Annotated in this window: 16 protein-coding genes, 1 rRNA gene and 1 pseudogene; 13 read left to right on the top strand and 5 right to left on the bottom strand. The window is 60.8% G+C overall.

Annotated features, from left to right (window positions below; all coding sequences use genetic code 11):
- Window positions 1–115 precede the first annotated feature (115 nt).
- The 7 genes from rrf to yfiB all read left to right on the top strand — a co-directional run bounded on the left by rrf (window position 116) and on the right by yfiB (window position 12,103).
- Window positions 116–231: ribosomal RNA gene (rrf, locus tag ACA047_RS25970) — 5S ribosomal RNA — on the top strand.
- A 155-nt stretch (window positions 232–386) separates the two neighbouring features.
- Window positions 387–3,839: an exodeoxyribonuclease V subunit gamma gene (recC, locus tag ACA047_RS25965; RefSeq protein ID WP_497354278.1), complete on the top strand. Its 3,453-nt coding sequence runs from the start codon at window positions 387–389 to the stop codon at window positions 3,837–3,839.
- Window positions 3,836–7,525, top strand: coding sequence for an exodeoxyribonuclease V subunit beta (gene recB, locus ACA047_RS25960; protein ID WP_497354276.1), 3,690 nt, complete (start codon window positions 3,836–3,838; stop codon window positions 7,523–7,525). Before recC ends, recB begins: the two co-directional genes overlap by 4 nt.
- Window positions 7,522–9,615: an exodeoxyribonuclease V subunit alpha gene (gene recD / locus ACA047_RS25955; protein WP_497354274.1), complete on the top strand. Its 2,094-nt coding sequence runs from the start codon at window positions 7,522–7,524 to the stop codon at window positions 9,613–9,615. The genes recB and recD overlap by 4 nt, the downstream gene beginning before the upstream one ends.
- Window positions 9,616–9,755: 140 nt before the next feature.
- On the top strand, window positions 9,756–10,331 hold the full coding sequence (yfiR, locus tag ACA047_RS25950) for a regulatory sequestration protein YfiR (protein ID WP_497354272.1): 576 nt from the start codon (window positions 9,756–9,758) through the stop codon (window positions 10,329–10,331).
- A complete protein-coding gene (gene dgcN, locus ACA047_RS25945) occupies window positions 10,328–11,596 on the top strand; it encodes a diguanylate cyclase DgcN/YfiN (RefSeq protein ID WP_497354270.1) in 1,269 nt (422 codons plus the stop codon). Before yfiR ends, dgcN begins: the two co-directional genes overlap by 4 nt.
- Before the next feature lie 3 nt (window positions 11,597–11,599).
- A complete protein-coding gene (yfiB, locus tag ACA047_RS25940) occupies window positions 11,600–12,103 on the top strand; it encodes an outer membrane lipoprotein YfiB (RefSeq protein WP_497354268.1) in 504 nt (167 codons plus the stop codon).
- Here yfiB and ACA047_RS25935 read toward each other — a convergent pair.
- Window positions 12,100–13,047: a LysR family transcriptional regulator gene (locus tag ACA047_RS25935; protein WP_497354266.1), complete on the bottom strand. Its 948-nt coding sequence runs from the start codon at window positions 13,045–13,047 to the stop codon at window positions 12,100–12,102. The genes yfiB and ACA047_RS25935 overlap by 4 nt on opposite strands.
- A 138-nt stretch (window positions 13,048–13,185) precedes the next feature.
- Between ACA047_RS25935 and ACA047_RS25930 the strand changes: the two genes are divergently transcribed.
- On the top strand, window positions 13,186–14,712 hold the full coding sequence (locus ACA047_RS25930) for a CoA-acylating methylmalonate-semialdehyde dehydrogenase (RefSeq protein ID WP_497354264.1): 1,527 nt from the start codon (window positions 13,186–13,188) through the stop codon (window positions 14,710–14,712).
- Window positions 14,713–14,722: 10 nt separating this feature from the next.
- A complete protein-coding gene (gene mmsB, locus ACA047_RS25925) occupies window positions 14,723–15,610 on the top strand; it encodes a 3-hydroxyisobutyrate dehydrogenase (protein ID WP_497354262.1) in 888 nt (295 codons plus the stop codon).
- Between the two features lie 82 nt (window positions 15,611–15,692).
- Here the strand turns inward: mmsB and ACA047_RS25920 are convergent, their stop codons facing one another.
- Entirely contained in the window at window positions 15,693–16,037 is a 345-nt protein-coding gene (locus ACA047_RS25920) for a cupin domain-containing protein (RefSeq protein ID WP_003177747.1), read from the bottom strand.
- Between the two features lie 97 nt (window positions 16,038–16,134).
- Window positions 16,135–17,016 carry a LysR substrate-binding domain-containing protein gene (locus ACA047_RS25915; RefSeq protein ID WP_497354259.1) on the bottom strand — a complete coding sequence of 294 codons (882 nt, stop codon included), beginning with the start codon at window positions 17,014–17,016 and terminating at the stop codon, window positions 16,135–16,137.
- A gap of 205 nt (window positions 17,017–17,221) precedes the next feature.
- Between ACA047_RS25915 and ACA047_RS25910 the strand changes: the two genes are divergently transcribed.
- The gene (locus ACA047_RS25910; protein WP_497354257.1) at window positions 17,222–17,986 is read left to right on the top strand and encodes a sulfite exporter TauE/SafE family protein; all 765 of its coding nucleotides are present in this window, start codon (window positions 17,222–17,224) and stop codon (window positions 17,984–17,986) included.
- Here the strand turns inward: ACA047_RS25910 and ACA047_RS25905 are convergent.
- Entirely contained in the window at window positions 17,976–18,290 is a 315-nt protein-coding gene (locus ACA047_RS25905) for a putative quinol monooxygenase (RefSeq protein ID WP_497354255.1), read from the bottom strand. The two genes, ACA047_RS25910 and ACA047_RS25905, sit on opposite strands and share 11 nt — an antisense overlap.
- A 197-nt stretch (window positions 18,291–18,487) precedes the next feature.
- Here ACA047_RS25905 and mdaB point away from each other — a divergent pair.
- The 3 genes and pseudogenes from mdaB (at window position 18,488) to ACA047_RS25890 (ending at window position 21,065) form a co-directional block, all read left to right on the top strand.
- Window positions 18,488–19,077 (top strand): annotated as a pseudogene (gene mdaB / locus ACA047_RS25900) (NADPH:quinone oxidoreductase MdaB).
- Between the two features lie 79 nt (window positions 19,078–19,156).
- Window positions 19,157–20,068 (top strand): LysR substrate-binding domain-containing protein, encoded by a 912-nt coding sequence (locus ACA047_RS25895; RefSeq protein ID WP_497354253.1) that lies wholly within the window; start codon window positions 19,157–19,159, stop codon window positions 20,066–20,068.
- A 103-nt stretch (window positions 20,069–20,171) separates the two neighbouring features.
- A complete protein-coding gene (locus ACA047_RS25890; RefSeq protein WP_497354251.1) occupies window positions 20,172–21,065 on the top strand; it encodes an NAD-dependent epimerase/dehydratase family protein in 894 nt (297 codons plus the stop codon).
- A gap of 65 nt (window positions 21,066–21,130) precedes the next feature.
- On the opposite strand, the gene ACA047_RS25885 is transcribed toward ACA047_RS25890, so the two are convergent.
- Window positions 21,131–22,576 carry a SulP family inorganic anion transporter gene (locus ACA047_RS25885; RefSeq protein WP_497354249.1) on the bottom strand — a complete coding sequence of 482 codons (1,446 nt, stop codon included), beginning with the start codon at window positions 22,574–22,576 and terminating at the stop codon, window positions 21,131–21,133.
- Between the last annotated feature and the right edge of the window lie 327 nt (window positions 22,577–22,903).

Below are 22,903 nucleotides of genomic sequence, written 5' to 3'. Positions count from 1 at the left end.
AGCAGCAGATTGCGGTGTGTGAAGACGACATGAACCGAAAGTTCGAGGCAAACACACAAACTATCGCATACCCATTCGCTGGAACGTGTTTAGACACGCGCCGGCTACCGAATTTCTTGACGACCATAGAGCATTGGAACCACCTGATCCCATCCCGAACTCAGCAGTGAAACGATGCATCGCCGATGGTAGTGTGGGGTTTCCCCATGTGAGAGTAGGTCATCGTCAAGATTAAATTCCGAAACCCCTATCTGCTGATGCAGGTAGGGGTTTTGTTTTGCCCGCAGGAAAGTTCTTACGACATGCGTGGACAGCTCCCGGCTGTCACAGCCCCCCGACAGTGCTAAGGTTCGGCCCTAGCTTTTGCATTTTCAAGGATGCCTTTCATGCCGGACGCGACGTCCCTTAGCCCTGCTTTCATGGTGGTTCACGGGAATCGCCTTGATGAGCTGCGCAGTCTGGTCATCAGTTTGATGCGGCGCTACCCGCTGGCCCCTCTTGAAAACGAAATCGCGCTGGTACAAAGCAACGGTATTGCCCAGTGGCTTAAACTGGCGCTGGCTGAAGATCCGGAAGACGACGACACAGGCGGCTGCGGTATCGCGGCTGCCATTGACGTGCAGTTGCCGGGCAGCTTCATGTGGCAACTCTATCGCACGGTTCTGGGGCGTGATGAAATCCCGGCCAAGTCCCTGCTTGATAAGGCTCCGCTAACCTGGCGGCTGATGCGTCTCCTGCCGCAACTGATCGAGCAGCCTCATTTCGAGCCTCTGCGGCGTTTCCTTACCCACGACACCGACTTGCGCAAGCGCTACCAATTGTCCGAGCGTCTTGCTGATCTGTTCGACCAATACCAGGTGTACCGGGCCGACTGGCTTGAAGATTGGGCGGAAGGTCGACACCAGACAAGAAATGTCCGAGGCGAAATCAAGGCACTCGCGCCGGCCAATTGTTGGCAGGCCGAGCTATGGCGGGCCCTGCTACTGGATGTGGGGGAGAAAGGCATGGCGCAAAGCCGTGCGGGCGTTCATCAGCGCTACATCGAGCGTATCAACAGCCTGGACATCGCTCCGAAAGGTCTGCCCGCGCGGGTGATAGTGTTCGGCATTTCTTCGCTACCGGCCCAAGCCCTTGAGGCTCTTGCCGGTCTGTCACGGTTCAGTCAGGTTCTGCTGTGCGTCCACAATCCATGCCGCCACCACTGGGCGGACATCGTGGCCGACAAGGACCTGCTGCGTCACCAATACAAGCGTCAGGCACGCAAGGCCGGCATGCCCGTCGTTCTCGATCCGCAAACCTTGCATCAGCACGCTCATCCGTTATTGGCCGCGTGGGGCAAGCAGGGGCGCGACTATATCAATCTGCTCGACAGCTACGATGACCCCAATACCTATCGCTCGGTATTTCGTGATGGACGGATCGACCTGTTCAGTGACGCAGCCCCCACGACCCTCCTCAGCCAGTTGCAGGACGACATCCTCGAATTGCGCCCCCTGAATGAAACCCGGGAACACTGGCCTGCCGTCGATACGGAGCGAGACGGGTCGATCCGTTTCCATGTTGCCCACAGCGCTCAACGCGAAGTTGAAATTCTCCATGATCAGTTGCTGGCCCACTTCAGTGCAGATCCGACTCTTCGTCCCCGGGATATCATCGTCATGGTCCCGGACATCGACAGTTATGCACCGCATATTCGTGCGGTGTTCGGGCAGCTTGATAGAACTGATCCCCGTTTCATTCCATTTACCCTGACCGACCAGGGCCAGCGTGGACGTGACCCGCTGTTGATCGCGGTCGAACATTTGCTCAAGCTGCCTGACAGTCGGTTCCCGGTCAGCGAAATCCTCGATTTACTGGATGTCCCGGCGTTGCGCGAGCGCTTCGGCATCGATGAGGCAGACTTGCCTACCTTGCACCGCTGGATCGAGGGGGCCGGCATTCGCTGGGGCATGAACGCCGAACATCGTGCCGGGCTGGGGTTGCCTGCGGAGCTTGAGCAGAACAGCTGGCGTTTCGGTCTGCGTCGCATGCTGCTGGGGTATGCCGTCGGCACGTCGGACGCCTATGAAGGCATCGAGCCCTATGACGAAATTGGCGGCCTTGATGCGGCGTTGATCGGTCCTCTGGTTGCTTTGCTTGATGCGCTGGAAGTCGCCCATCAGGAACTCACCCAGCCCGCATCACCGCAGCAATGGGGTTCGCGTCTGCACGATCTGATGCAATTGTTTTTCCAGGCGAGCAACGAGCATGACGACTATCTGCTGGCCCAACTCGAAGACCTGCGTGAAACCTGGTTGGAAACCTGTGAGTCGGTCGGTCTGCACGATGAGTTGCCGCTGACGGTTGTGCGAGAGGCCTGGCTGGCCGGGCTGGATCAAGGCCGGCTGTCCCAACGCTTCCTGGCGGGAGCGGTCAACTTCTGTACCTTGATGCCGATGCGCGCGATTCCCTTCAAACTGGTGTGTCTGCTGGGGATGAATGACGGTGATTACCCGCGGGCCCAGCCGCCATTGGATTTCGATCTCATGGGCAGTGACTATCGCCCTGGCGATCGCTCCCGGCGAGAGGATGATCGTTATCTGCTATTGGAAGCGCTGCTGTCGGCCCGAGAAAAGCTTTACATCAGTTGGGTCGGACGCAGCATCCGCGACAACAGTGACCGACCTGCATCGGTGTTGATCGGCCAATTGCGCGATCATCTCGCCAGTGGGTGGCGGCTGCCCGATGGCGGTGGAGGCCTTCTCGAGGCACTGACCCAGGAGCATCCTCTGCAACCGTTCAGCGCTCGTTATTTTCATCAAGGTGATGAGTTGTTCAGTTACGCCAGCGAATGGCGGATGCTTCACGGCGCCCACGATCAAGGCGCCAAAACCCAAGTGCTCGACCCCTACGTCCAGGAAGAACCCTTGGGCCTCGCTCAGTTGCAGGACTTCCTGCGCAATCCCGTCCGCCATTTTTTCAGCCAGCGCCTGAAAGTGTTCTTCGAGGCTATCGAAGCCCCCCTGGCCGATGATGAACCTTTCGTTCTCGATGCCCTTCAGCGCTACAGCCTGAGCGACAGCTTGCTTGAGGCTGCTCTTGTTCGCCTGGAGCAGCCGGAACTTGCACTGACAGCCCACGCCAAAAGACTCCAGAACAGTGGCCTGTTACCGATGGCCGGTTTCGGTGAATGCATGCAACGTGAGTTGATCGAGCCCTTGCCTGATCTGCTCCAGCGTTACCAACAGCTTCTGGCGTTGTGGCCCACACCGGTGACCAGCGCTCTACCTGTCAGCCTGCAATTGCATGGCGTGAGCGTCGAAGGATGGCTCAGTGGCCTGCATCAGCGTTCCGATGGCGCGGTCCTCGCCATCACCGCCATACCCAACAGCATCGGCTCCACCAAGACCCGTAAATGGCATCGCCTGATACGTCCCTGGGTCAACCATCTCGTGGCCTGCGCTAACGGCCTATCGATGACGACGGCGCTGGTGGCCAGTGATGACAGCTTGCTGCTGGCCCCTTTTGATGAATCTGTAGCCCGAAGACTGCTCGGCGATCTGCTGCAGGCCTGGCAAACCGGCATGCGTCAGCCGCTGCCGGTTGCGGTGAAGACGGCCTTCGCCTGGCTCGGCCAGAGTGACCCGGTCAAGGCCGAAGTAGCGGCGCGAAAAGCCTACGAAGGCGACGGGCAGACCTCTGAAGGCGAGCGACGGGAAAGTCCGGCCTTGGCCCGACAGTTTGCTGACTTCGATGCGCTGACGGCTGACGAAACATTCCCCGACTGGTGCGATGCGCTTTACCGGCCATTGCTCGAAGCTCCATGGCATTCCTCGGCCAGTGAGGAGGTACCTTCATGAGTCGGCAGACACCATTGGCCCTGGCGTTCCCGCTACGGGGCAGTCAATTGATCGAGGCCAGCGCCGGTACCGGCAAGACCTTTACCATTTCGGCCTTGTACCTGCGTCTGGTGCTGGGGCATGGCGGCGTGACGACCGGGTTCGGTCGCGAGCTGCTTCCTCCGCAAATCCTGGTGGTGACCTTTACGGACGCTGCCACCAAAGAGCTTCGCGAGCGAATCCGCACGCGTCTGGCCGAAGCGGCACGTTTCTTTCGTGACGAGATTCCCGCCCCGGATTCGTTGATCGCCGAGTTGCGTGATGAGTTCGACGCAGAGCAATGGCCTGGCTGCGCCAACCGGCTGGACATCGCCGCGCAATGGATGGACGAAGCGGCCGTCTCGACCATCCATAGCTGGTGTCAGCGCATGCTGCGTGAGCACGCTTTCGACAGCGGTAGCCTGTTTACCCAAACCCTGGAAACCGACCACAGCGAATTGCTCGGCGAGGTACTGCGCGACTATTGGCGGCTGTTCTGCTACTCGATGCAAGGCGAGGCTCTGAACTGGGTGCGGACCCACTGGGGCGGCCCCGCTGCGCTATTGCCTCGCGTGAGAGGGTTGTTTTCCAGCGAGCGTGACAACGGTGAAGGGCTTGAGCCTGCCGAACTCATCACCGCTTCCCTGCAGGAACGCAGTACCGCCTTGCTCGATCTCAAGGCACCGTGGCGACAATGGGCCGTGGAGCTGCTGCAGATCTGCCAGCAAGGCGTCGCCAGCAAGAGTGTCGATGGGCGCAAGATGCAGGCGCGTTACTTCGAACCGTGGTTTCAGAAAATCACCGCCTGGGTGGATGACGAAAGCCTGGAGTTGTTGGACATCGGCACCGGGTTCACGCGGCTGACTCCCGAGGGCATGGCCGAAGCCTGGAAGGGCGAGGTGCCCAGCCATCCCGGGCTGGACGCCATGTCCGGTCTCAAGGCTAGTCTGGATGCCTTGCCCACCCCGGACGCAGCGGTGCTGCAACATGCCGCGCAATGGGTCGGGGCACGCTTCGAGGCCGAGAAGCGTCGCCGCGCGGAGATGGGTTTCGACGACATGCTGCTGCGTCTGGATGCGGCTCTGCAGGCCGACGGGGGCGAGCGTCTGGCGAGCCTGATCCGCGAGCAGTTTCCGGTCGCGCTGATCGATGAGTTCCAGGACACCGACCCGGTTCAATACCGGATCTTCGAAAGCATCTACCGCATCGAAGACAATAACCCTGAGACCGGACTGTTCCTGATCGGCGATCCGAAGCAGGCGATTTACGCTTTTCGCGGTGCCGACATTTATACCTACCTGCGTGCTCGCGAAGCCACCGTGGGCAGGCTGCATACGCTGGGGACAAACTTCCGTTCCAGCCACGCCATGGTTGGCGCAGTGAACCATATCTTCCAGAACGCCGAATCCCGCCCAAAGGGCCGTGGGGCTTTTCTGTTTCGTGAACCATCGGGCGAGAACCCGGTGCCGTTTCTGCCCGTCGAGTCCCAGGGCCGCAAGGAGTCCTTGAAGGTCGCGGGGCAGGCCGTTGCTGCATTGAACATCTGGCACCTGCCATCGGATCAACCGCTCTCCGGTGCGGTGTATCGCAAACACATGGCAGCTGCCTGCGCCAGTGAGATCACGGTGTTGCTCAATGGCGGCCAGTCGGGGCGCGACGGTTTTATAGGCGATGGAGAAACGCTCCGTGGGCTGCTGCCGGCGGACATCGCAATCCTGGTGCGCGACGGTAAAGAAGCGCAGGCCGTGCGGGACGAGTTGTCCACACGGGGAGTGCGCAGTGTCTATCTGTCCGATAAGGATTCGGTCTTTGCCTCGCAGGAGGCGCGGGACTTGTTGACCTGGCTCAGGGCCTGCGCCGAGCCGGATGTCGAGCGGCCGCTGCGAGCAGCGCTGGCCTGTATTACTGTGAATCTGCCGCTTACGGAGTTGGAGCGTCTCAATCAGGATGAGCTGGCTTGGGAAGCCCGGGTCATGCAGTTCCGTGGCTATCGTACGATCTGGCGCACCCAGGGGGTGCTGCCCATGTTGCGGCGCCTGCTACATGATTTCGAATTGCCCCAGGCCTTGATGGCGCGCAGCGATGGTGAGCGGGTGCTGACCAACTTGTTGCATCTTTGCGAACTGTTGCAGCAGGCCGCCGCAGAGCTGGATGGCGAGCAAGCCTTGATTCGGCATTTGTCCGAGCACCTGGCCTTGTCCGGACAGGCAGGCGAAGAGCAGATCCTGCGCCTGGAAAGCGATGAACAACTGGTCAAAGTGGTCACGATTCACAAATCCAAAGGGCTTGAGTATCCGCTGGTCTTCCTGCCGTTCATCTGTTCGACGAAACCGGTGGACGGCAGTCGATTGCCTTTGCATTACCACGATGAGGGCGCCAAGGCGCAGATCAGTCTCAAGCCCACCGCCGAGTTGATTGCCAAGGCCGATGACGAGCGTCTGGCCGAGGACTTGCGACTTCTCTACGTGGCCCTTACTCGTGCACAACATGCCTGTTGGCTAGGTGTCGCTGACCTCAAGCGGGGCAGCAACAACAGCTCAATCCTGCATTTGTCCGCGCTGGGTTATCTGTTGGGCGGTGGCGCGCCGTTGGCCGAATCGGTGGCGTTGAAACGCTGGCTGGAGGATCTACAACAAGGCCGCGACGCAGTGAGTTGCCAGGAGATGCCCCAGGCCACCGACGAACACTATCGGCCTGCACGCAATGAAGCGGTGTTGCTCGAACCCCTGGTCCCCACTCGTAAAGCCAGCGAAAACTGGTGGATTGCCTCTTACAGCGCATTACGCATTGGGGAAAGCCTGAGCGAAGGCAGCGATGCCGCGCCGGAGAATCCACAGGCGCAGAAATTGTTCGACGATGAGCGGCTTGATCCGGATGCCCCAAGGGAAGTCGTCGCCGTTGGCGGCGATATCCACCGTTTTCCCCGTGGCCCCAACCCCGGCACTTTCCTTCATGGCCTTCTGGAGTGGGCCGCGGGCGAAGGCTTTACAGCTGCGCCATCAGCCATTGAGGATGCCGTCGCCCGGCGCTGCAGTCGCCGTGGCTGGAAAGGCTGGATCACGACGCTGAGCGACTGGCTGCAGCATCTGATCAAAACACCTTTGTCTATCGGTAGCGGTCAGGCGCCGGTGGTGTTCGAGCGCCTGGACCAGTTCCAGGTCGAGATGGAATTCTGGTTCGCCAGTCATAAGGTCGATGTGCTCAAGCTTGATCAACTGGTTTGCCGGTTTACCCATGGCGGTGTGGCCCGCGTCGCAGCCGAGCCGGTGTTGCTCAACGGCATGTTCAAGGGCTTCATCGATTTGACGTTCGAGCACGACGGCCGGTACTACGTGGCCGATTACAAGTCCAACTGGCTGGGTGTCGATGACACGGCCTATACCGCACAGGCCATGGAACAATCGATCCTGGAAAATCGCTACGATCTGCAATACGTGTTGTACCTGTTGGCCTTGCATCGTCAGCTCAAGGCACGCCTGCCCGATTATGACTACGACCGGCATGTCGGCGGCGCGTTGTATCTGTTCCTTCGCGGCACCCGCGCAGCCAGTCAGGGCGTGTATTTCACCAAGCCTCCACGGGCGTTGATCGAACAACTGGACCGTCTGTTCCAGGGGGCCCCCGAGCCCAAGGCCGAACCGGCATGGGAACAGGGAGAGTTGCTATGAGTCGTTCTTTTGCCGATCTGCTACCCCAGTCGTTCGATGACGAGAGCCTGGTTGACCTGGCTCCTTTGAGCCGTGCAGATGACTTGCTGTTGTTGCTTACGCGCTGGGTCGAGCGCGGCTGGTTGCGCGCGTTGGACAAGGCATTCGTCGCGTTCCTCCATGAGCTGGCGCCTGACGATGATCCATTGGTACTGCTCGCCGCGGCGCTTACCAGCCATCAGTTGGGCCATGGGCACGTCTGCCTGGACCTGTTCGAAACGCTCAAGGAGCCGGACTTCGCCTTGTCGCTGCCTCCCGAGGGCGACTTGCAAGCGGGCGTCATGCTGTTGCCGTCGCAAATGCTGCGAACACTGGACGGTGCCCATTGGTGCAAGGTCCTGGCCTCCAGTCCTCTGGTGGCCTTGGCTGTCGATGGCAGCGAAGAGGCCCGGCAGCGCCCGTTGGTGCTGTCTGGCAAACGTCTTTATCTGCGCCGTTACTGGGCTTATGAGCGGCGGATCGATGAAGCGTTGCGTCAACGGCTTGCCGAACATGAAGCAGCGCCCGACGACCTGCGCGAGCGTTTGAACGGTCTGTTCGGGCCGGCCAGTGCCACAGGGCCGATCGATTGGCAGAAACTGGCCTGTGCGCTGGCGACCCGAGGGGCCTTCAGCATCGTTACCGGCGGCCCGGGCACCGGTAAGACCACCACTGTTGTGCGCCTGCTGGCCTTGCTTCAGGCGCCCGCCGTCGAGGCCGGCAAGCCGCTGCGCATTCGCCTGGCCGCGCCCACTGGCAAGGCTGCGGCGCGCCTGACCGAGTCCATCAGCCAGCAAGTGCGAACCCTGGATGTGGTCGACGCTGTGCGCGAGCGCATTCCCTGCGATGTGACCACGGTCCATCGTCTGTTGGGCAGTCGGCCCGGTACCCGACATTTTCGTCACCATGGGGGCAATCGGTTGCCACTGGATGTGCTGGTGGTCGATGAAGCGTCCATGATCGATTTGGAGATGATGGCCAATCTGCTGGATGCGCTGCCGACTCATGCGCGGCTGGTGTTGCTGGGGGACAAGGACCAGTTGGCCTCTGTAGAGGCCGGAGCTGTGCTGGGGGATTTGTGTCGAGATGCCGAGGAAGGCTGGTACAGCCCCCAGACCCGCGCCTGGCTTGAGTCGGTCAGCGGCGAAAACCTGGCGGCCAGTGATCTGCAGCACGACCTCGACGGTACTCATCCTCTGGCACAACAAGTGGTGATGCTCAGGCATTCCAGGCGCTTTGGCGAGGGCAGTGGTATCGGTCAGTTGGCCCGCTGGGTCAACCAGCAACAGCCTGAAAAAGCCCGTCAGTTACTGGTGGAAGGCCAACATGCCGACCTGTTTTCCCTGGCGTTAAAAAGTGAGTACGATGGCGCGCTGGAGCGGTTGTTGCTCGAAGGGCTGGCGCAAGGGCCGCAGGGATATCGGCATTACCTGAACCTGCTGCAACAGCGACGCCCGGCCATGTCTCGTGCCCTGGAGGACAGCTGCTGGGCCGATTGGGCTCGGGAGGTCCTGTCGGCATTCGACGAGTTCCAATTACTCTGCGCGGTGCGCAAAGGTCCGTGGGGCGTTGAAGGGCTGAACCAGCGAATCACCGCCGCGCTGCTCAAGGCCCGCCTGATCGACAGTGATCACCAGTGGTACGAAGGGCGTCCGGTTCTGATGACCCGCAACGACTATGGGTTAGGGTTGATGAACGGCGATATCGGTATTGCCCTCAAGTTGCCTGAGCGTGACGGGCCGGAGGCCGGCAAGCAGGTCCTGCGGGTCGCCTTTCCCCGCAATGACGGCCAGGGTGGTGTACGTTTCGTTCTGCCCAGCCGCCTGAATGATGTGGAAACCGTGTATGCCATGACGGTGCACAAATCCCAGGGCTCGGAATTCACCCATACGGCCTTGATTCTCCCGGATGCGCTTAACCCGGTATTGACCAAGGAACTGGTGTACACCGCCATTACCCGGGCCAAGCAGTGGTTCAGCCTGATTGAGCCGAGGGCGGGGGTATTCGAGGAGGCGGTTCGACGCAAGGTCAAGCGCCTGAGTGGGCTGATGCTGGAGCTGGAGCAAGGATGATGGAATGATCAGCTTTTCATGATTTATTGCTCCGGGCGATTCTGCCTGTTTCTGTCAGAAAAGTCGTAGGACGCTGCCTCGCTGGCTTTTTGGCACTGTGCTATCGTTCCGACACTTATCGTATCGACAAGAGATTCATCATGGGTGTGGCTGTTCGGGGGGCAGTGCGCAGCAAGAACCGGAGGCATTACCTACTCGCTGGCTTTCTGTGTTTAATGTCGTCTGTGGTTGTTGCCCAGCATCAGGCCTCCGCGAGCCTGGCCGAGCAGCGGACCGAAGCGGTGACGCAAGTTGTATTGGGCATTCTCAGTTACGCTCGCTGGCCTGTGGAGCCAGAGCAACTGCAATTGTGCATCGTCGGGCCGACCCAATACACCGACGACCTGGTCAAAGGCGCCACCCAGGCTACCGGTCGGCCGGTAACCGTGCAGCGAGTGCTGGCCGATCACCCCGGCATCGCCACTGAGTGCAACGCCGTCTACCTAGGGAGGCTGACCAACGATGAGCGCACCCGTTTGTTTGCCTCCTTGATCGGCAAGCCCGTGTTGAGCATCAGCGAGGGCGGCGACCAGTGCACCGTGGGTACCCTGTTCTGTCTGCGGGTCGGCGATGAGCAGGTGTCGTTCGAGGTCAACCTCGACTCGGTGGCGCGCAGTGGCGTGCGCATCCACCCGAGCGTTCTGCAGCTTTCCCGACGTAGGCCGGCAGCACCATGAGCCTGTCCACATCACGGGGCCGTCCGACCCTGGGCGCGGTCATCGGTCGCGGTCACGTGATCGTCGCGTTGGTGGCGGTGGCCATGGCCAGTGTTTCCCTGACGCTGCTCGGCGTGTTTGCGTTAAGGGTCTACGCCGACCACAACCTGCACCTGATCGCCCGTTCGATCAACTACACCGTGGAAGCGGCCGTGGTGTTCGATGACTCGGCTGCGGCCACCGAAGCGCTGGCCTTGATTGCCTCCACCGAGGAAGTCGCCGATGCCCAGGTGTTCAATGAACACGGCCGCCTGTTGGCGCGCTGGCAGCGGCCGGAAACCGGTTTATTGTCAGAACTGGAAATGCACATTGCCAAGGCGTTCCTGGAAAAGCCCATCAGCTTGCCAATCGTTCATCAGGGGCAGAATATCGGCAGTATTCTGTTGGCGGGGCATGGTGGCAGCCTGTTTCGCTTTTTGCTCAGCGGTTTGGCGGGGATTATTTTGTGCACGGCGGCGAGTGCCTGGATGGCGTTGTCCCTGGCGCGGCGCCAATTGCGGTCGATCACCGGGCCGTTGCGCAGCCTGGCAGAGGTGGCCCACGCGGCCCGCAGCGAGCGGGCCTTGGACCGGCGCGTACCGCCGGCTGCCATCGCCGAACTGGACAACTTGGGCAATGACTTCAACGCACTGCTCGACGAGCTGGAATCCTGGCAGACCCACCTGCAAAGCGAGAACGAAACCCTGGCCCACCAAGCCAGTCACGACAGCCTGACCGGGTTGCCGAATCGGGCATTCTTCGAAGGCCGACTGATCCGGGCTTTGCGCAATGCCAGCAAACTCGACGAGCAAGTGGCCGTGTTGTATCTGGACAGCGACCGGTTCAAGGGCATCAATGACAATTTCGGCCACGCGGCCGGTGACGCGGTGCTGACGGCGGTGGCGAACCGGGTTCGGGCGCAGTTGCGTGAGGGTGACCTGGTAGCGCGCCTGGGCGGTGACGAATTCGCCGTGCTGCTTACACCACTGCACAGGGCCGAGGATGCCGAACGGATCGCTGGGAAAATCATCGCCAGTATGGAAATGCCGATCCAATTACCCGGCACTGCTTCAGTATTGACCTCTCTTAGTATAGGTATCGCCATTTATCCTGATCATGGCGCCACTCCGGGCGCCTTACTCAATGCTGCCGATGCGGCGATGTACCAGGCCAAACGCCTCGCCCAAGGTGGGCAGCACACGGCAGGGTCGGAGCACTCCATCGCTGATCTTCAAACCAGGAGCTAACTCGTGCGTTTATATCCTCAATTTTCCGTGCAGCGGTTCGCTGCGTTTTTGTTCATCTGCGTCCTGGCGCTGACCGGTTGCCAGACTGCGCCGCACAAAGGGCTCACCCCGGCGCAAATAACCGTGCTCAAGCAACAAGGGTTCCAATTGACTGACGAAGGCTGGGCCTTCGGTTTGTCGGGTAAGGTGCTGTTTGGCAGTGATGTGGAAAACCTCAACCCGGCCAGCACTGAGATCGTCGAGCGAATCGGCAGGGCACTGCTGGGCGTAGGAATCGAGCGGGTGCGCATCGATGGTCATACCGATGCATCGGGCTCTCAAGCCTATAACGAACAACTGTCGATACGTCGGGCCAACAGCGTAGGCAAAGTGCTGACAAGTGTCGGCATGCGCGAAGAAAATGTTCAATTGCGCGGTCTGGGCAGCAGCAAACCGGTCGCATCCAACGACACGCCCAACGGGCGTACCGAAAACCGCCGCGTCGCCATCGTGGTCATCGCCGACTAATCGGCGAACACCATCTCCCGGCTGTCGCCCATCAGCAGTGGCTGATTCTGTTCAGTCACCTCGCGGATGTAATCCCACAGCAGCGTAATGCGCTTGAGCTTCCTCAGGTCCTCGCGACAGTACATCCAGAACTGCCGGGTGACGTTGATCTCCTCCGGCAGCACCGGTAGCAGGCGCGGATCCTGGGCGGCGAGGAAGCACGGCAGAATCGCCAGTGACCGCCCTTGTTGCGCCGCCACGAACTGCGCGATCACGCTGGTACTGCGCAGATGAGCATTGGTACCGGGCAGTACGTTGGCCAGGTAGAGCAACTCGGAACTGAACGCCAGGTCATCCACATAGCTGATGAACGAATGCTTGCTCAAATCAGCCGGACGCTGGATGGGTGGGTGATTGTCCAGGTATTGCTGGGTGGCATAGAGCTGCAGCCGGTAGTCGCACAGTTTGCAGCACACATACGGGCCATGTTCGGGGCGTTCGAGGGCGATAACGATGTCGGCTTCTCGCTTGGAGAGGCTGATGAAGTGCGGCAGCGGGAGGATGTCCACCGAAATGGCCGGGTAGGTATCGACGAAGTGGCTCAACTGCGGGGTGATGAAGAAGCTGCCGAAGCCTTCGGTGCAGCCCATGCGTACATGGCCGGACAGCGCGACCCCTGAGCCTGAAACCTGTTCGCAGGCCATGTGCAGGGTACTTTCGATCGACTCAGCGTAACCCAGCAGGCGCTGGCCTTCTGCCGTCAGGACAAAACCGTTGGTCCGGGACTTTTCGAACAGCAGCGTGCCCAATGAGGCTTCCAGCGAGCTGATGCGTCGCGACACCGTGGTGTAGTCGACGGCCAGGCGCTTGGCTGCCGTGCTGGCTTTGCGGGTGCGGGCCACTTCAAGGAAAAACTTGAGGTCGTCCCAATTCAGCGATCCCAGGGAGGTGATGTTTTTTTGCATGATGGACCGGTTTTTATGTGCGTTCTTATTAGAAGTTTGCACATCTATACTCCAAAAACAGTCTCATCACCAAGGTGTCTGTGCACCTTGGTCTCTGCTGAAGCAGCGCTCTCTATAAGAACAATCCCGGAGGCCAGCATGAACGTTTCCCTTAAGCCCAGCGACACTGCCCTGCAAACCGTCAGACTGTTGATCGACGGCGAGTGGGTTGAATCCCAGTCCAGCGAATGGCACGACATCGTCAACCCGGCCACCCAGCAGGTGCTGGCGAAAGTGCCGTTTGCCACCGCCTCGGAAGTCGATGCCGCCATCGCCGCTGCCCACCGTGCCTTCCAGACTTGGAAGTTGACGCCCATTGGCGCGCGGATGCGCATCATGCTCAAGCTCCAGGCGTTGATCCGCGAGCATTCCAAGCGCATCGCCGCCGTGCTCAGCGCCGAGCAGGGCAAAACCATCGCTGACGCCGAGGGTGATATTTTCCGTGGTTTGGAAGTGGTCGAGCACGCCTGTTCCATCGGTACCCTGCAAATGGGCGAGTTTGCCGAGAACGTCGCCGGTGGCGTGGACACCTACACGCTGCGCCAGCCGATTGGTGTGTGTGCGGGCATTACCCCGTTCAATTTCCCGGCGATGATTCCGCTGTGGATGTTCCCGATGGCCATCGCCTGCGGCAACACCTTCGTGCTCAAACCGTCCGAACAGGACCCGCTGTCGACCATGCTGCTGGTGGAGCTGGCCATCGAGGCTGGTGTGCCACCCGGCGTGCTCAATGTGGTGCATGGCGGCAAGGACGTGGTGGATGCGCTCTGTACCCACAAGGACATCAAGGCGGTTTCCTTCGTCGGCTCGACGGCGGTCGGCACCCATGTGTATGACTTGGCTGGCCGCCATGGCAAGCGCGTGCAGTCGATGATGGGTGCCAAGAACCACGCGGTGGTGTTGCCGGATGCCAATCGCGAACAAACCCTCAATGCCCTGGTCGGTGCCGGTTTCGGCGCGGCGGGTCAGCGTTGCATGGCCACATCCGTGGTGGTGATGGTGGGTGCCGCCAGGCAATGGCTGCCCGATCTCAAGGCGCTGGCGCAGAAGCTCAAGGTCAACGCCGGCAGCGAGCCGGGCACGGATGTCGGCCCGGTGATTTCCAAGCGGGCCAAGGCGCGGATCCTTGAGTTGATCGAGAGCGGCGTACAGCAAGGCGCGAAGCTCGAGCTTGATGGCCGTGACATCCGCGTGCCTGGCTTCGAGCAGGGCAACTTCGTCGGCCCGACCCTGTTTTCTGGCGTGACCACTGACATGCGTATTTACACCGAAGAAATCTTCGGCCCGGTGCTGGTGGTGTTGGAGGTCGACACCCTGGATGAGGCGATTGCCCTGGTCAATGCCAACCCGTTTGGCAATGGCACCGGTCTGTTCACCCAGAGCGGCGCGGCGGCGCGCAAATTCCAGAGTGAAATCGACGTTGGCCAGGTGGGGATCAACATCCCGATTCCGGTACCGGTGCCGTTTTTCAGCTTCACCGGCTCCCGTGGTTCGAAACTCGGCGACCTCGGCCCGTACGGTAAACAAGTGGTGCAGTTCTACACTCAGACCAAGACCGTCACCGCGCGCTGGTTCGATGATGACAGCGTCAATGACGGTGTGAACACCACCATCAACCTGCGTTAAGGAGCCGGACATGAAGATCGCATTTATCGGCCTTGGCAACATGGGCGCCCCCATGGCGCGCAACCTGCTCAAGGCCGGCCATTCACTGAACCTGTTCGACCTCAACCAGGCAGTGTTGGCCGAACTGGCGGCGCTGGGCGGCTCGGTCAGCGCCTCGCCTCGCGATGCGGCCCAGGGCGCGGCGTTGGTGATTACCATGCTGCCGGCCGCCGCTCACGTGCGCAGTGTCTGGTTGGGTGAAGACGGTGTGCTGGCCGGCATTGCCGCCGGCACGCCAGCGGTGGATTGCAGCACCATCGATCCGCAGACCGCCCGCGACGTTGCCGCCGCTGCCGCCAAGCAGGGCGTGGCGATGGCCGACGCGCCTGTCTCGGGCGGCACCGGCGGTGCGGCGGCCGGTACGTTGACCTTTATGGTCGGCGCCACCGCTGAATTGTTCGCCACCCTGCAGCCGGTGTTGGCGCAAATGGGCCGTAACATCGTGCATTGCGGTGAAGTGGGCACCGGGCAGATCGCCAAGATTTGCAACAACCTGCTGCTGGGTATTTCCATGGTGGGCGTCAGCGAAGCCATGGCCCTGGGGGATGCCCTGGGGATCGATACTCAGGTGCTGGCAGGAATCATCAACAGCTCAACGGGCCGGTGCTGGAGTTCGGACACCTACAACCCGTGGCCCGGTGTGATTGAAACGGCACCGGCGTCCCGAGGTTACACCGGTGGTTTTGGCGCCGACCTGATGCTCAAGGATCTGGGTCTGGCCACCGAAGCCGCGCGGCAGGCCCATCAGCCCGTGGTGCTGGGCGCGGTGGCGCAACAGTTGTATCAGGCAATGAGCCAGCGGGGCGAGGGTGGCAAGGATTTTTCGGCGATTGTTAACAGCTATCGCAAACCGCAATAAGGCCTGCTCTGGGTTGTGCTGAGAAACTTTTGTGGCGAGGGAGCAAGCGCCCTCGCCACAGGTGGTCTCTCGGTTTTTTGTTTCAGGCAAAGACGAAATACTTGCGCACGGTCTCGACCACTTCCCAGGTGCCTTTCATGCCTGGCTCAACGACAAAGATGTCGCCGGCGCGCAGATGAATTGGCGCCATGCCATCCGGGGTGATGACGCAGTAGCCTTCCTGGAAATGGCAGTATTCCCACTTCACATAGTCCACACGCCATTTGCCCGGTGTGCAGATCCAGGTGCCCATGATCTTGCTGCCGTCTTCGCTGGTGTAGGCGTTGAGGTTGACGGTGTGCGGGTCACCCTCGAGTTTTTCCCATTTGCAGGCGTCGAGTACGGGCAGCGGATGGGTGTCGCGCAGGACGGTGATAGGTGCGGTCATGTGAGCTCCGAAAGGGGCAGAAGAGAACAGGCACCCTAACGTGCGGCATGACAGGGTAGATGTCTGTGCTCGACACCGGGTTATCCAGAAGCGCGCATCAGTCGGCAACATGACGAGCCAGGGCCCTGGCGTAGGCAGGCAAACCTTCGAAGTTCCGGGCGCACAGCAGCAACGCCCGGTGTGCCCAGGCCTCTTGCAACGGGACGTATTGATACGAGGACTCGGGAGGGCGACGTGCGATGGCTGCCTTAGGCACGATGGCGATGCCTGCGCCATGGGCCACCATGCGAATCACCCCATCGAAACCGTCGGCGCGAATGCGGATTTGCATGCGCATCCCGGTATGCAGCGCCTGTTCTTCGAGGTAGATCGCCAAGGCACTGGAAGCGTTCAGGCCGACATAATCATGGTTGAGGGTCTCGCTGAAACTCAGCGCTCGGCCGTCAGCCAAGGGATGTCCGGCCGGTAGGATCAATACCAGTGGATCGTCGCGAAAAGGCCAGGTCTGAAGGCCGGCGGTATCTACCGCGTCGGAAACGATACCCAGGTCCGCCGCGCCCTGGCGCAGCGCATGGGTGATTCGGGAGCTGGGCAATTCCTGCAGATCGATATCGAGGTTGGGATGGTCCTTGAGGACACCGGCCAGCAGCTCAGGCAGGTATTCGGTCATGGCGCTGGTGTTGCACAACAGCCGCACCTGGCCTTTGACGCCCCGGGCGTACTCGGCCAGATCCTGCTGCAGGTGTTCGGCGTGTTGCAGCAACACCCGGGCATGTTGCGCCAGGGCCTTGCCGGCCGCCGTGGGGGCGACGCCGCGCCGGCCGCGTTCGAGCAACCCAATTCCCAGGGACGACTCCATGGCGCGGACTCGCGCACTGGCCGCCGCCAGGGACAAATGACTACGGGCTGCACCGGCGGTGATGTTGCCGGTGTCGAGGATGTTCAGGTAGAGGCGCAGGTCGGTGAGGTCGAAGTGCATGGGTTGGGATCCTGTGCCGGATTCTGTGGTGGCTGATGCATTGCTATCGCGAGCAGGTTCTGAAGGAACTCGGTCCAATGTGGGAGCGAGCCTGCTCGCGATGGCGTCGGTAGCATCAGCAAGTTTTTCAGCCTCTTGAAGAACAAGAGGCTGTCTCAGTATATGGCAGATTTAAAGCCCGCCAGCCAGGGTTCACGATAGCCCCATGAATACACTCATCGCTTTCTATCAAAACCTCGGCCTGGCGCTTTCTTTGCTGGTGATCGGCGTCTTCCTGCTGGCCGGGACCATCAAGGGTGTGATCGGCCTTGGCCTGCCGACCATCTCCATGGGATTGCTCGGGCTGGCTATGGCTCCGACGCAGGCTGCGGCGTTGCTCATCATTCCGGCGACCCTGACGAATATCTGGCAACTGGCCTTCGGCGGCCATCTGCAAAGCTTGATCCGGCGCTTGTGGCCGCTGCTGTTGGCGATTTTCATCGGCACCGGCCTCGGTACGCTGTGGATCGGCATGGCGGGTGGGGTGTGGGTGGTGAGGGCCTTGGGCGCGGCCTTGTTGCTGTATGCCCTGAGCGGGCTGTTGCTGCCAACGTTGCGGGTCGCTGCCAACGTTGAGCCGTGGCTCGCCCCGCTTTGCGGGCTGCTCACCGGTATCATCACCTGCGCCACCGGCGTGTTTGTGATTCCGGCGGTGCCGTACCTGCAAGCATTGGGCTTGAGCAAGGATGAGCTGGTGCAGGCGCTGGGCCTGTCATTCACCGTTTCGACATTGGCCCTGGCCGTCGGCCTGCTGTGGCGCGGCGCCCTGGGCGGCGGCGAACTGAGCGCTTCATTGCTGGCGCTGGTGCCCGCGCTGCTGGGGATGTGGCTGGGGCAATGGCTGCGTCACCGGATCAGCGCCGTGCTGTTCAAACGGGTGTTTTTCATTGGCCTTGGCGTGCTGGGTGGCCATCTGCTGATCAGCGGCTAGCCGAGGACGTGCTGAGCATATCGACTCGGCGGATCTCGAAGTCGCGCTCCAGGTAGTCCATGCGTTGCGCAAAGAACTGCTTCATATGCGGCAGATTCGAATGCACGTCCAGGTGGGCCTGGGATGCCCAGATTTCATAAAAGATAAACAGCGTCGGGTCTTGCTGGTCCCGCAGCATGTGATATTCGATGCAACCGGGTTCGGCGCGGCTCGGTTCGACGTAGGCACGAAACAGTGCTTCGAAGGCTTCGGCTTTTTCCGGGCGGGTCTTGGCGTGCAGGATGAAACCGTGCAGTTCGCTCATCGGGTGGCTCCTGAAATAAAAGTCTGCCGAATGCTACTGCAATAATAGGGTGTCGATTCGTGCGTATAGGTCAAATCAGTTTTGCCGTTGCGGTGCTTATTCCGCGCGAGGCTCATCGGTACTCTGCCGCCATCATTTCAACCTTTCCATTCGGCGGCCATTAACGGCCCATGCCGTGGAACCCGATGAGGCCCCCCATGAAAAAAATCCTGTTGCTCAATGGTGGTAAACAATTCGCCCACTCCGACGGCCGCTATAACGCGACCCTCCACGACACGGCGGTCAGCGTGCTGGACCGCGGCGGTTTCGACGTAAAAACCACCTTTATCGACGGCGGTTACGACATCAAGGAAGAAGTCGCCAAGTTCCTCTGGGCCGATGTGATCATTTATCAGATGCCAGGCTGGTGGATGGGCGCGCCGTGGACTGTGAAGAAATACATCGACGAAGTGTTCACCGAAGGTCACGGCAGTCTCTACGCCAGTGACGGCCGCACCCGCTCCGATGCTTCGCAGAAGTACGGCAGCGGTGGCTTGGTGCAGGGCAAGCAATACCTGTTGTCGCTGACCTGGAATGCCCACAGCAAGCCTTCGACGATCCGACTGACTTCTTCGAAGCCAAGGGCGTGGACGCTGTGTACTTCCCGTTCCATAAGGCCAACCAATTCCTGGGCATGACCGCCTTGCCGACCTTTTTGTGCGTGGATGTGATGAAGCGCCCGAACATCGAGGCCGATGTGGCGCGGTATGAGCAGTATTTGATTGAGGTGTTCGGCCTTTCTCGGTAATCCGGCTAATATCGGGACCTACCCGAAAGCGATGATGCTCCCTCGCCACATTGAGTGTGCATTTGATGAGAGGACACCTGTGAAAGCCAGATCCGACGAATTGCAGATATTCGTCTGCGTGATTGAGTGCGGGTCGATTTCCGCCGCCGCCGAGCAGGTCGGGCAGACGCCGTCGGCCGTCAGCCGCACGCTGTCGCGCCTGGAGGCCAAGCTCGATACCACGCTGATCAATCGCACCACGCGGCGCATGGACCTGACCGAGGAGGGCAAGTACTTTTTCGAGCAGGCCAAGGGCATCCTCGACCGAATGGATGAACTGGAAGAGCGCTTGTCGTCCCGCCAGAAAAATCCCTCCGGGCGGTTGCGAATCAACGCCGCGTCGCCGTTCATGCTGCACGCCATCGTGCCCCACATCGAAGAATTTCGCAGGCTCTACCCGGACATCCAGCTCGAACTCAACAGCAACGACCTGATCATCGATTTGCTGGAGCAAAGCACGGACATCGCCATTCGCATCGGTACGCTCACCGACTCGACGCTGCACGCCCGGTCCCTGGGTTGCAGCCCGCTGCACATCCTGGCCAGCCCCGCCTATTTGAAGCAGCGCGGCGCGCCCACCAGCGTCGCCGAGTTGGCAGACCATGCGCTGCTGGGTTTTGCCCAGAACGAAGGCCTCAATCAATGGCCGCTGCGCCATCTTCACGGCGACCGCTGGCCGATCCAACCGGCCATCAGCGCTTCCAGCGGCGAGACGGTGCGTCACTTGGCGCTGCAAGGGCAGGGCATTGCCTGCCTGTCGGATTTCATGACGCGCGAAGACATCCGCGCCGGTCGCCTGAAGGTTCTGCTGGCGGATGCCAACAGCGGATATCGCCAGCCGATCAACGCGGTGTACTACCGCAACTCCCAGCTGGCATTGCGGATCCAGTGCTTCCTGGACTTCATCCAAGGCAAACTCGCCGAATACGCCTCGCGGGAATTCAAAGGCTGATTCGTGACTTCAAGGCAAGAGTGATTTGGGCAATGTGGACTGTTTCGCCAGGAAGCGGTCCTCGATACTCGTTCCATCACTGATGTAGCCAAGGAGTTCCCCCATGAACGTATTCGTCACCGGCGCTGCCGGTTTTATCGGCGGCTCCATTGCCACCGGCCTGGTACGGGCCGGGCATCAAGTCACCGGTCTGGTGCGCAACGCCGAGCAGGCACGCGAACTCACCGCGCTGGGTATCAAACCAGTCATCGGTACCCTGGAAGACAGCGCGCTGCTGGCCGAGCAGGCCCGCGCCGCCGACGCCGTGGTCAATGCCGCCAGCAGTGACCACCGCGGTGCAGTCGAAGCCTTGATCGAAGGGCTCAAAGGCTCGAACAAAGTGCTGTTGCACACCAGTGGTTCGAGCATCGTTGGCGACGCGTCGGGCGGCCGCTCGAGTGATGACATCTACTACGAAAACAACCTGCCGCAACCCACCGCCGACAAGGCTGCCCGTGTCGCGATTGACGACCTGGTCCTGGCCGCGGCGAAGGACGGCGTGAACTCGGCGGTGATCTGCAACACCTTGATCTATGGTCACAGCCTGGGCGTCAAACGCGACAGTGTGCAACTGCCGCGCCTGCTCAAGCAGGCTCGTAAAAGCGCGGTGGTGCGGCATGTCGGGCCGGGCCAGAACATCTGGTCCAACGTGCACATTGAGGACGTGGTCGAGCTGTACAAACTGGCCCTGACCCACAATCTGCCCGGCACGTTCTACTTCGTCGAAAGCAGCGAAGCCTCGTTCATCGACATGACCACCGCCATCGCCCGGGCGTTGAACCTTGGCGAGCCGCAGGACTGGCCACTGGCCGATGCCGAAGCCGAGTGGGGTTACGAAATGGCCAACTACGGCCTGGGTTCCAACAGCCGCGTGCGGGGCAAAAATGCCCGTGAACTGCTCGGTTGGGCGCCGAAGCGTACGTCGGTGGTGGAGTGGATTCTTAGCGAAATGGTTTGAGTTATATCAGGACTGGCTAAAGTCAGTCAGTTGGGCATAGGACCTGTGGGAGCGGTCACAATAATTCAGTCGTGATGAGCGCCCGCCCGCTTGAGCATCTGCTTGCAACGCTCGGACAGGTGAAATACTCGAAGGTGTTTGCCGGCTTTGCTGTAGCGCTCGCGCAGGGTCTTCAGGGCCGCAATGGCCGAATAGTCGACGAAGCTCAAGTGACGGCAGTCCAGGGTTACCAGGGCTGGGTCGTTGGCCGGGTCGAACTGGTTGAGGAATGGCGTGGTCGAGGCGAAGAACAGTGTGCCGTGCAGGCGATAAAGCTTGCTGCCGTCAGCCTCCAGATGCGTATCGGCGTACAGCTCCCGGGCCTGTTGCCAGGCGAAGTTGAGGGCGGCAATGACGACCCCGCACAGCACGGCGACGGCCAGGTCGGTGAACACCGTAATGATGGTCACTGCGATGATCACCAGCACATCATTGGCCGGCACCTTGTTGATCACCCGCAGCGAGGCCCAGGCAAACGTCTGCTGCGCCACCACGAACATCACGCCCACCAGCGCGGCCAGCGGGATGCGCTCGATCAGCGGCGACAGAAATAACACGAACAACAACACCATCACCCCGGCCACCACGCCGGATAAGCGCCCGCGCCCGCCGGAGCTGAGGTTGATCACCGTTTGGCCGATCATCGCGCAACCGCCCATGCCGCCGAACAGCCCGGAGGCTATGTTGGCCGCTCCCAGTGCCACGCATTCACGGTCCGGGTAACCGCGGCTTTCGGTGATCTCATCGGTCAGGTTCAACGTCAGCAGGGTTTCCAGCAGGCCGACCATCGCCATCACCACTGCATAGGGCGCCACGATTTGCAGGGTTTCCAGATTCCAGGGAATGTCCGGCAAGGCAAAGGCAGGCAGGCCGCCGGCGATGTGCGCCATGTCGCCTAGCGTTCGGGTTGGCAGGCCGAGCAGGTAGACCGCCAGGCCGACGCCAAGGATCGCCACCAGGGCCGGCGGCACGCTGCGGGTCAGGCGCGGTAGCAGGTAAACGATGGCCATGGTCAGCGCCACCAGGCCTGCCATCAGATACAGCGGGGCGCCGCTCAGCCAGGTGTCACCGCTCTTGAAATGCTCCAGTTGGGCCAGCGCAATGATAATCGCCAGGCCGTTGACGAAGCCGAGCATCACCGGGTGCGGCACCATGCGCACCAGCTTGCCCAGCCGCAACAGCCCGAACGCCATCATGATCAACCCGCCCAGCAGCACGGTGGCCAGCAGGTACTGCACGCCGTGCTGCACCACCAGCGCGACAATCACCACGGCCATCGACCCCGCTGCTCCCGACACCATGCCCGGACGGCCGCCGAACAGGGCGGTCAGCGTGCAGAGGATGAACGCGCCATACAGCCCCATCAGCGGGTTGAGGTGGGCCACCAGGGCGAAGGCGATGCATTCGGGCAACAAGGCAAAAGAAGTGGTGAGGCCGGCGAGGGCGTCGGCGCGAAGACGTGCTGGTTTCATGGGTTACCTGACTGGGCGCCGGTTGAGAGTCGGCTGCCGGGGAGTGGTGCAAAAAACAGGGGCAATGGTACGGAATTGAGGGCTGGGCGGCCAGTCATTGAGTTGTCAGGGGACTGCTTCGCAGCCCAGCGGGAGCAAGCTCCCTCGCCACGCGGGATCACTTTCGGGATGAAAATTCGGTCGCGGATTTTCATCACGGCTGTGTCGCGATGTCCGTCAGCGACATTTCTTGTCTGTGTACGAAAATTACTTTCAGTACGTTTGAAGAATTTTCCTCGAAATGATTTATGAGTTTCACGACACATCGACGTGACCCCATTCGAGGAG

Source organism: Pseudomonas sp. LBUM1664 (assembly GCF_059695895.1).
Note: the sequence above shows the minus strand (reverse complement) of the source record. Positions and strands in the feature narration are given on the sequence as shown.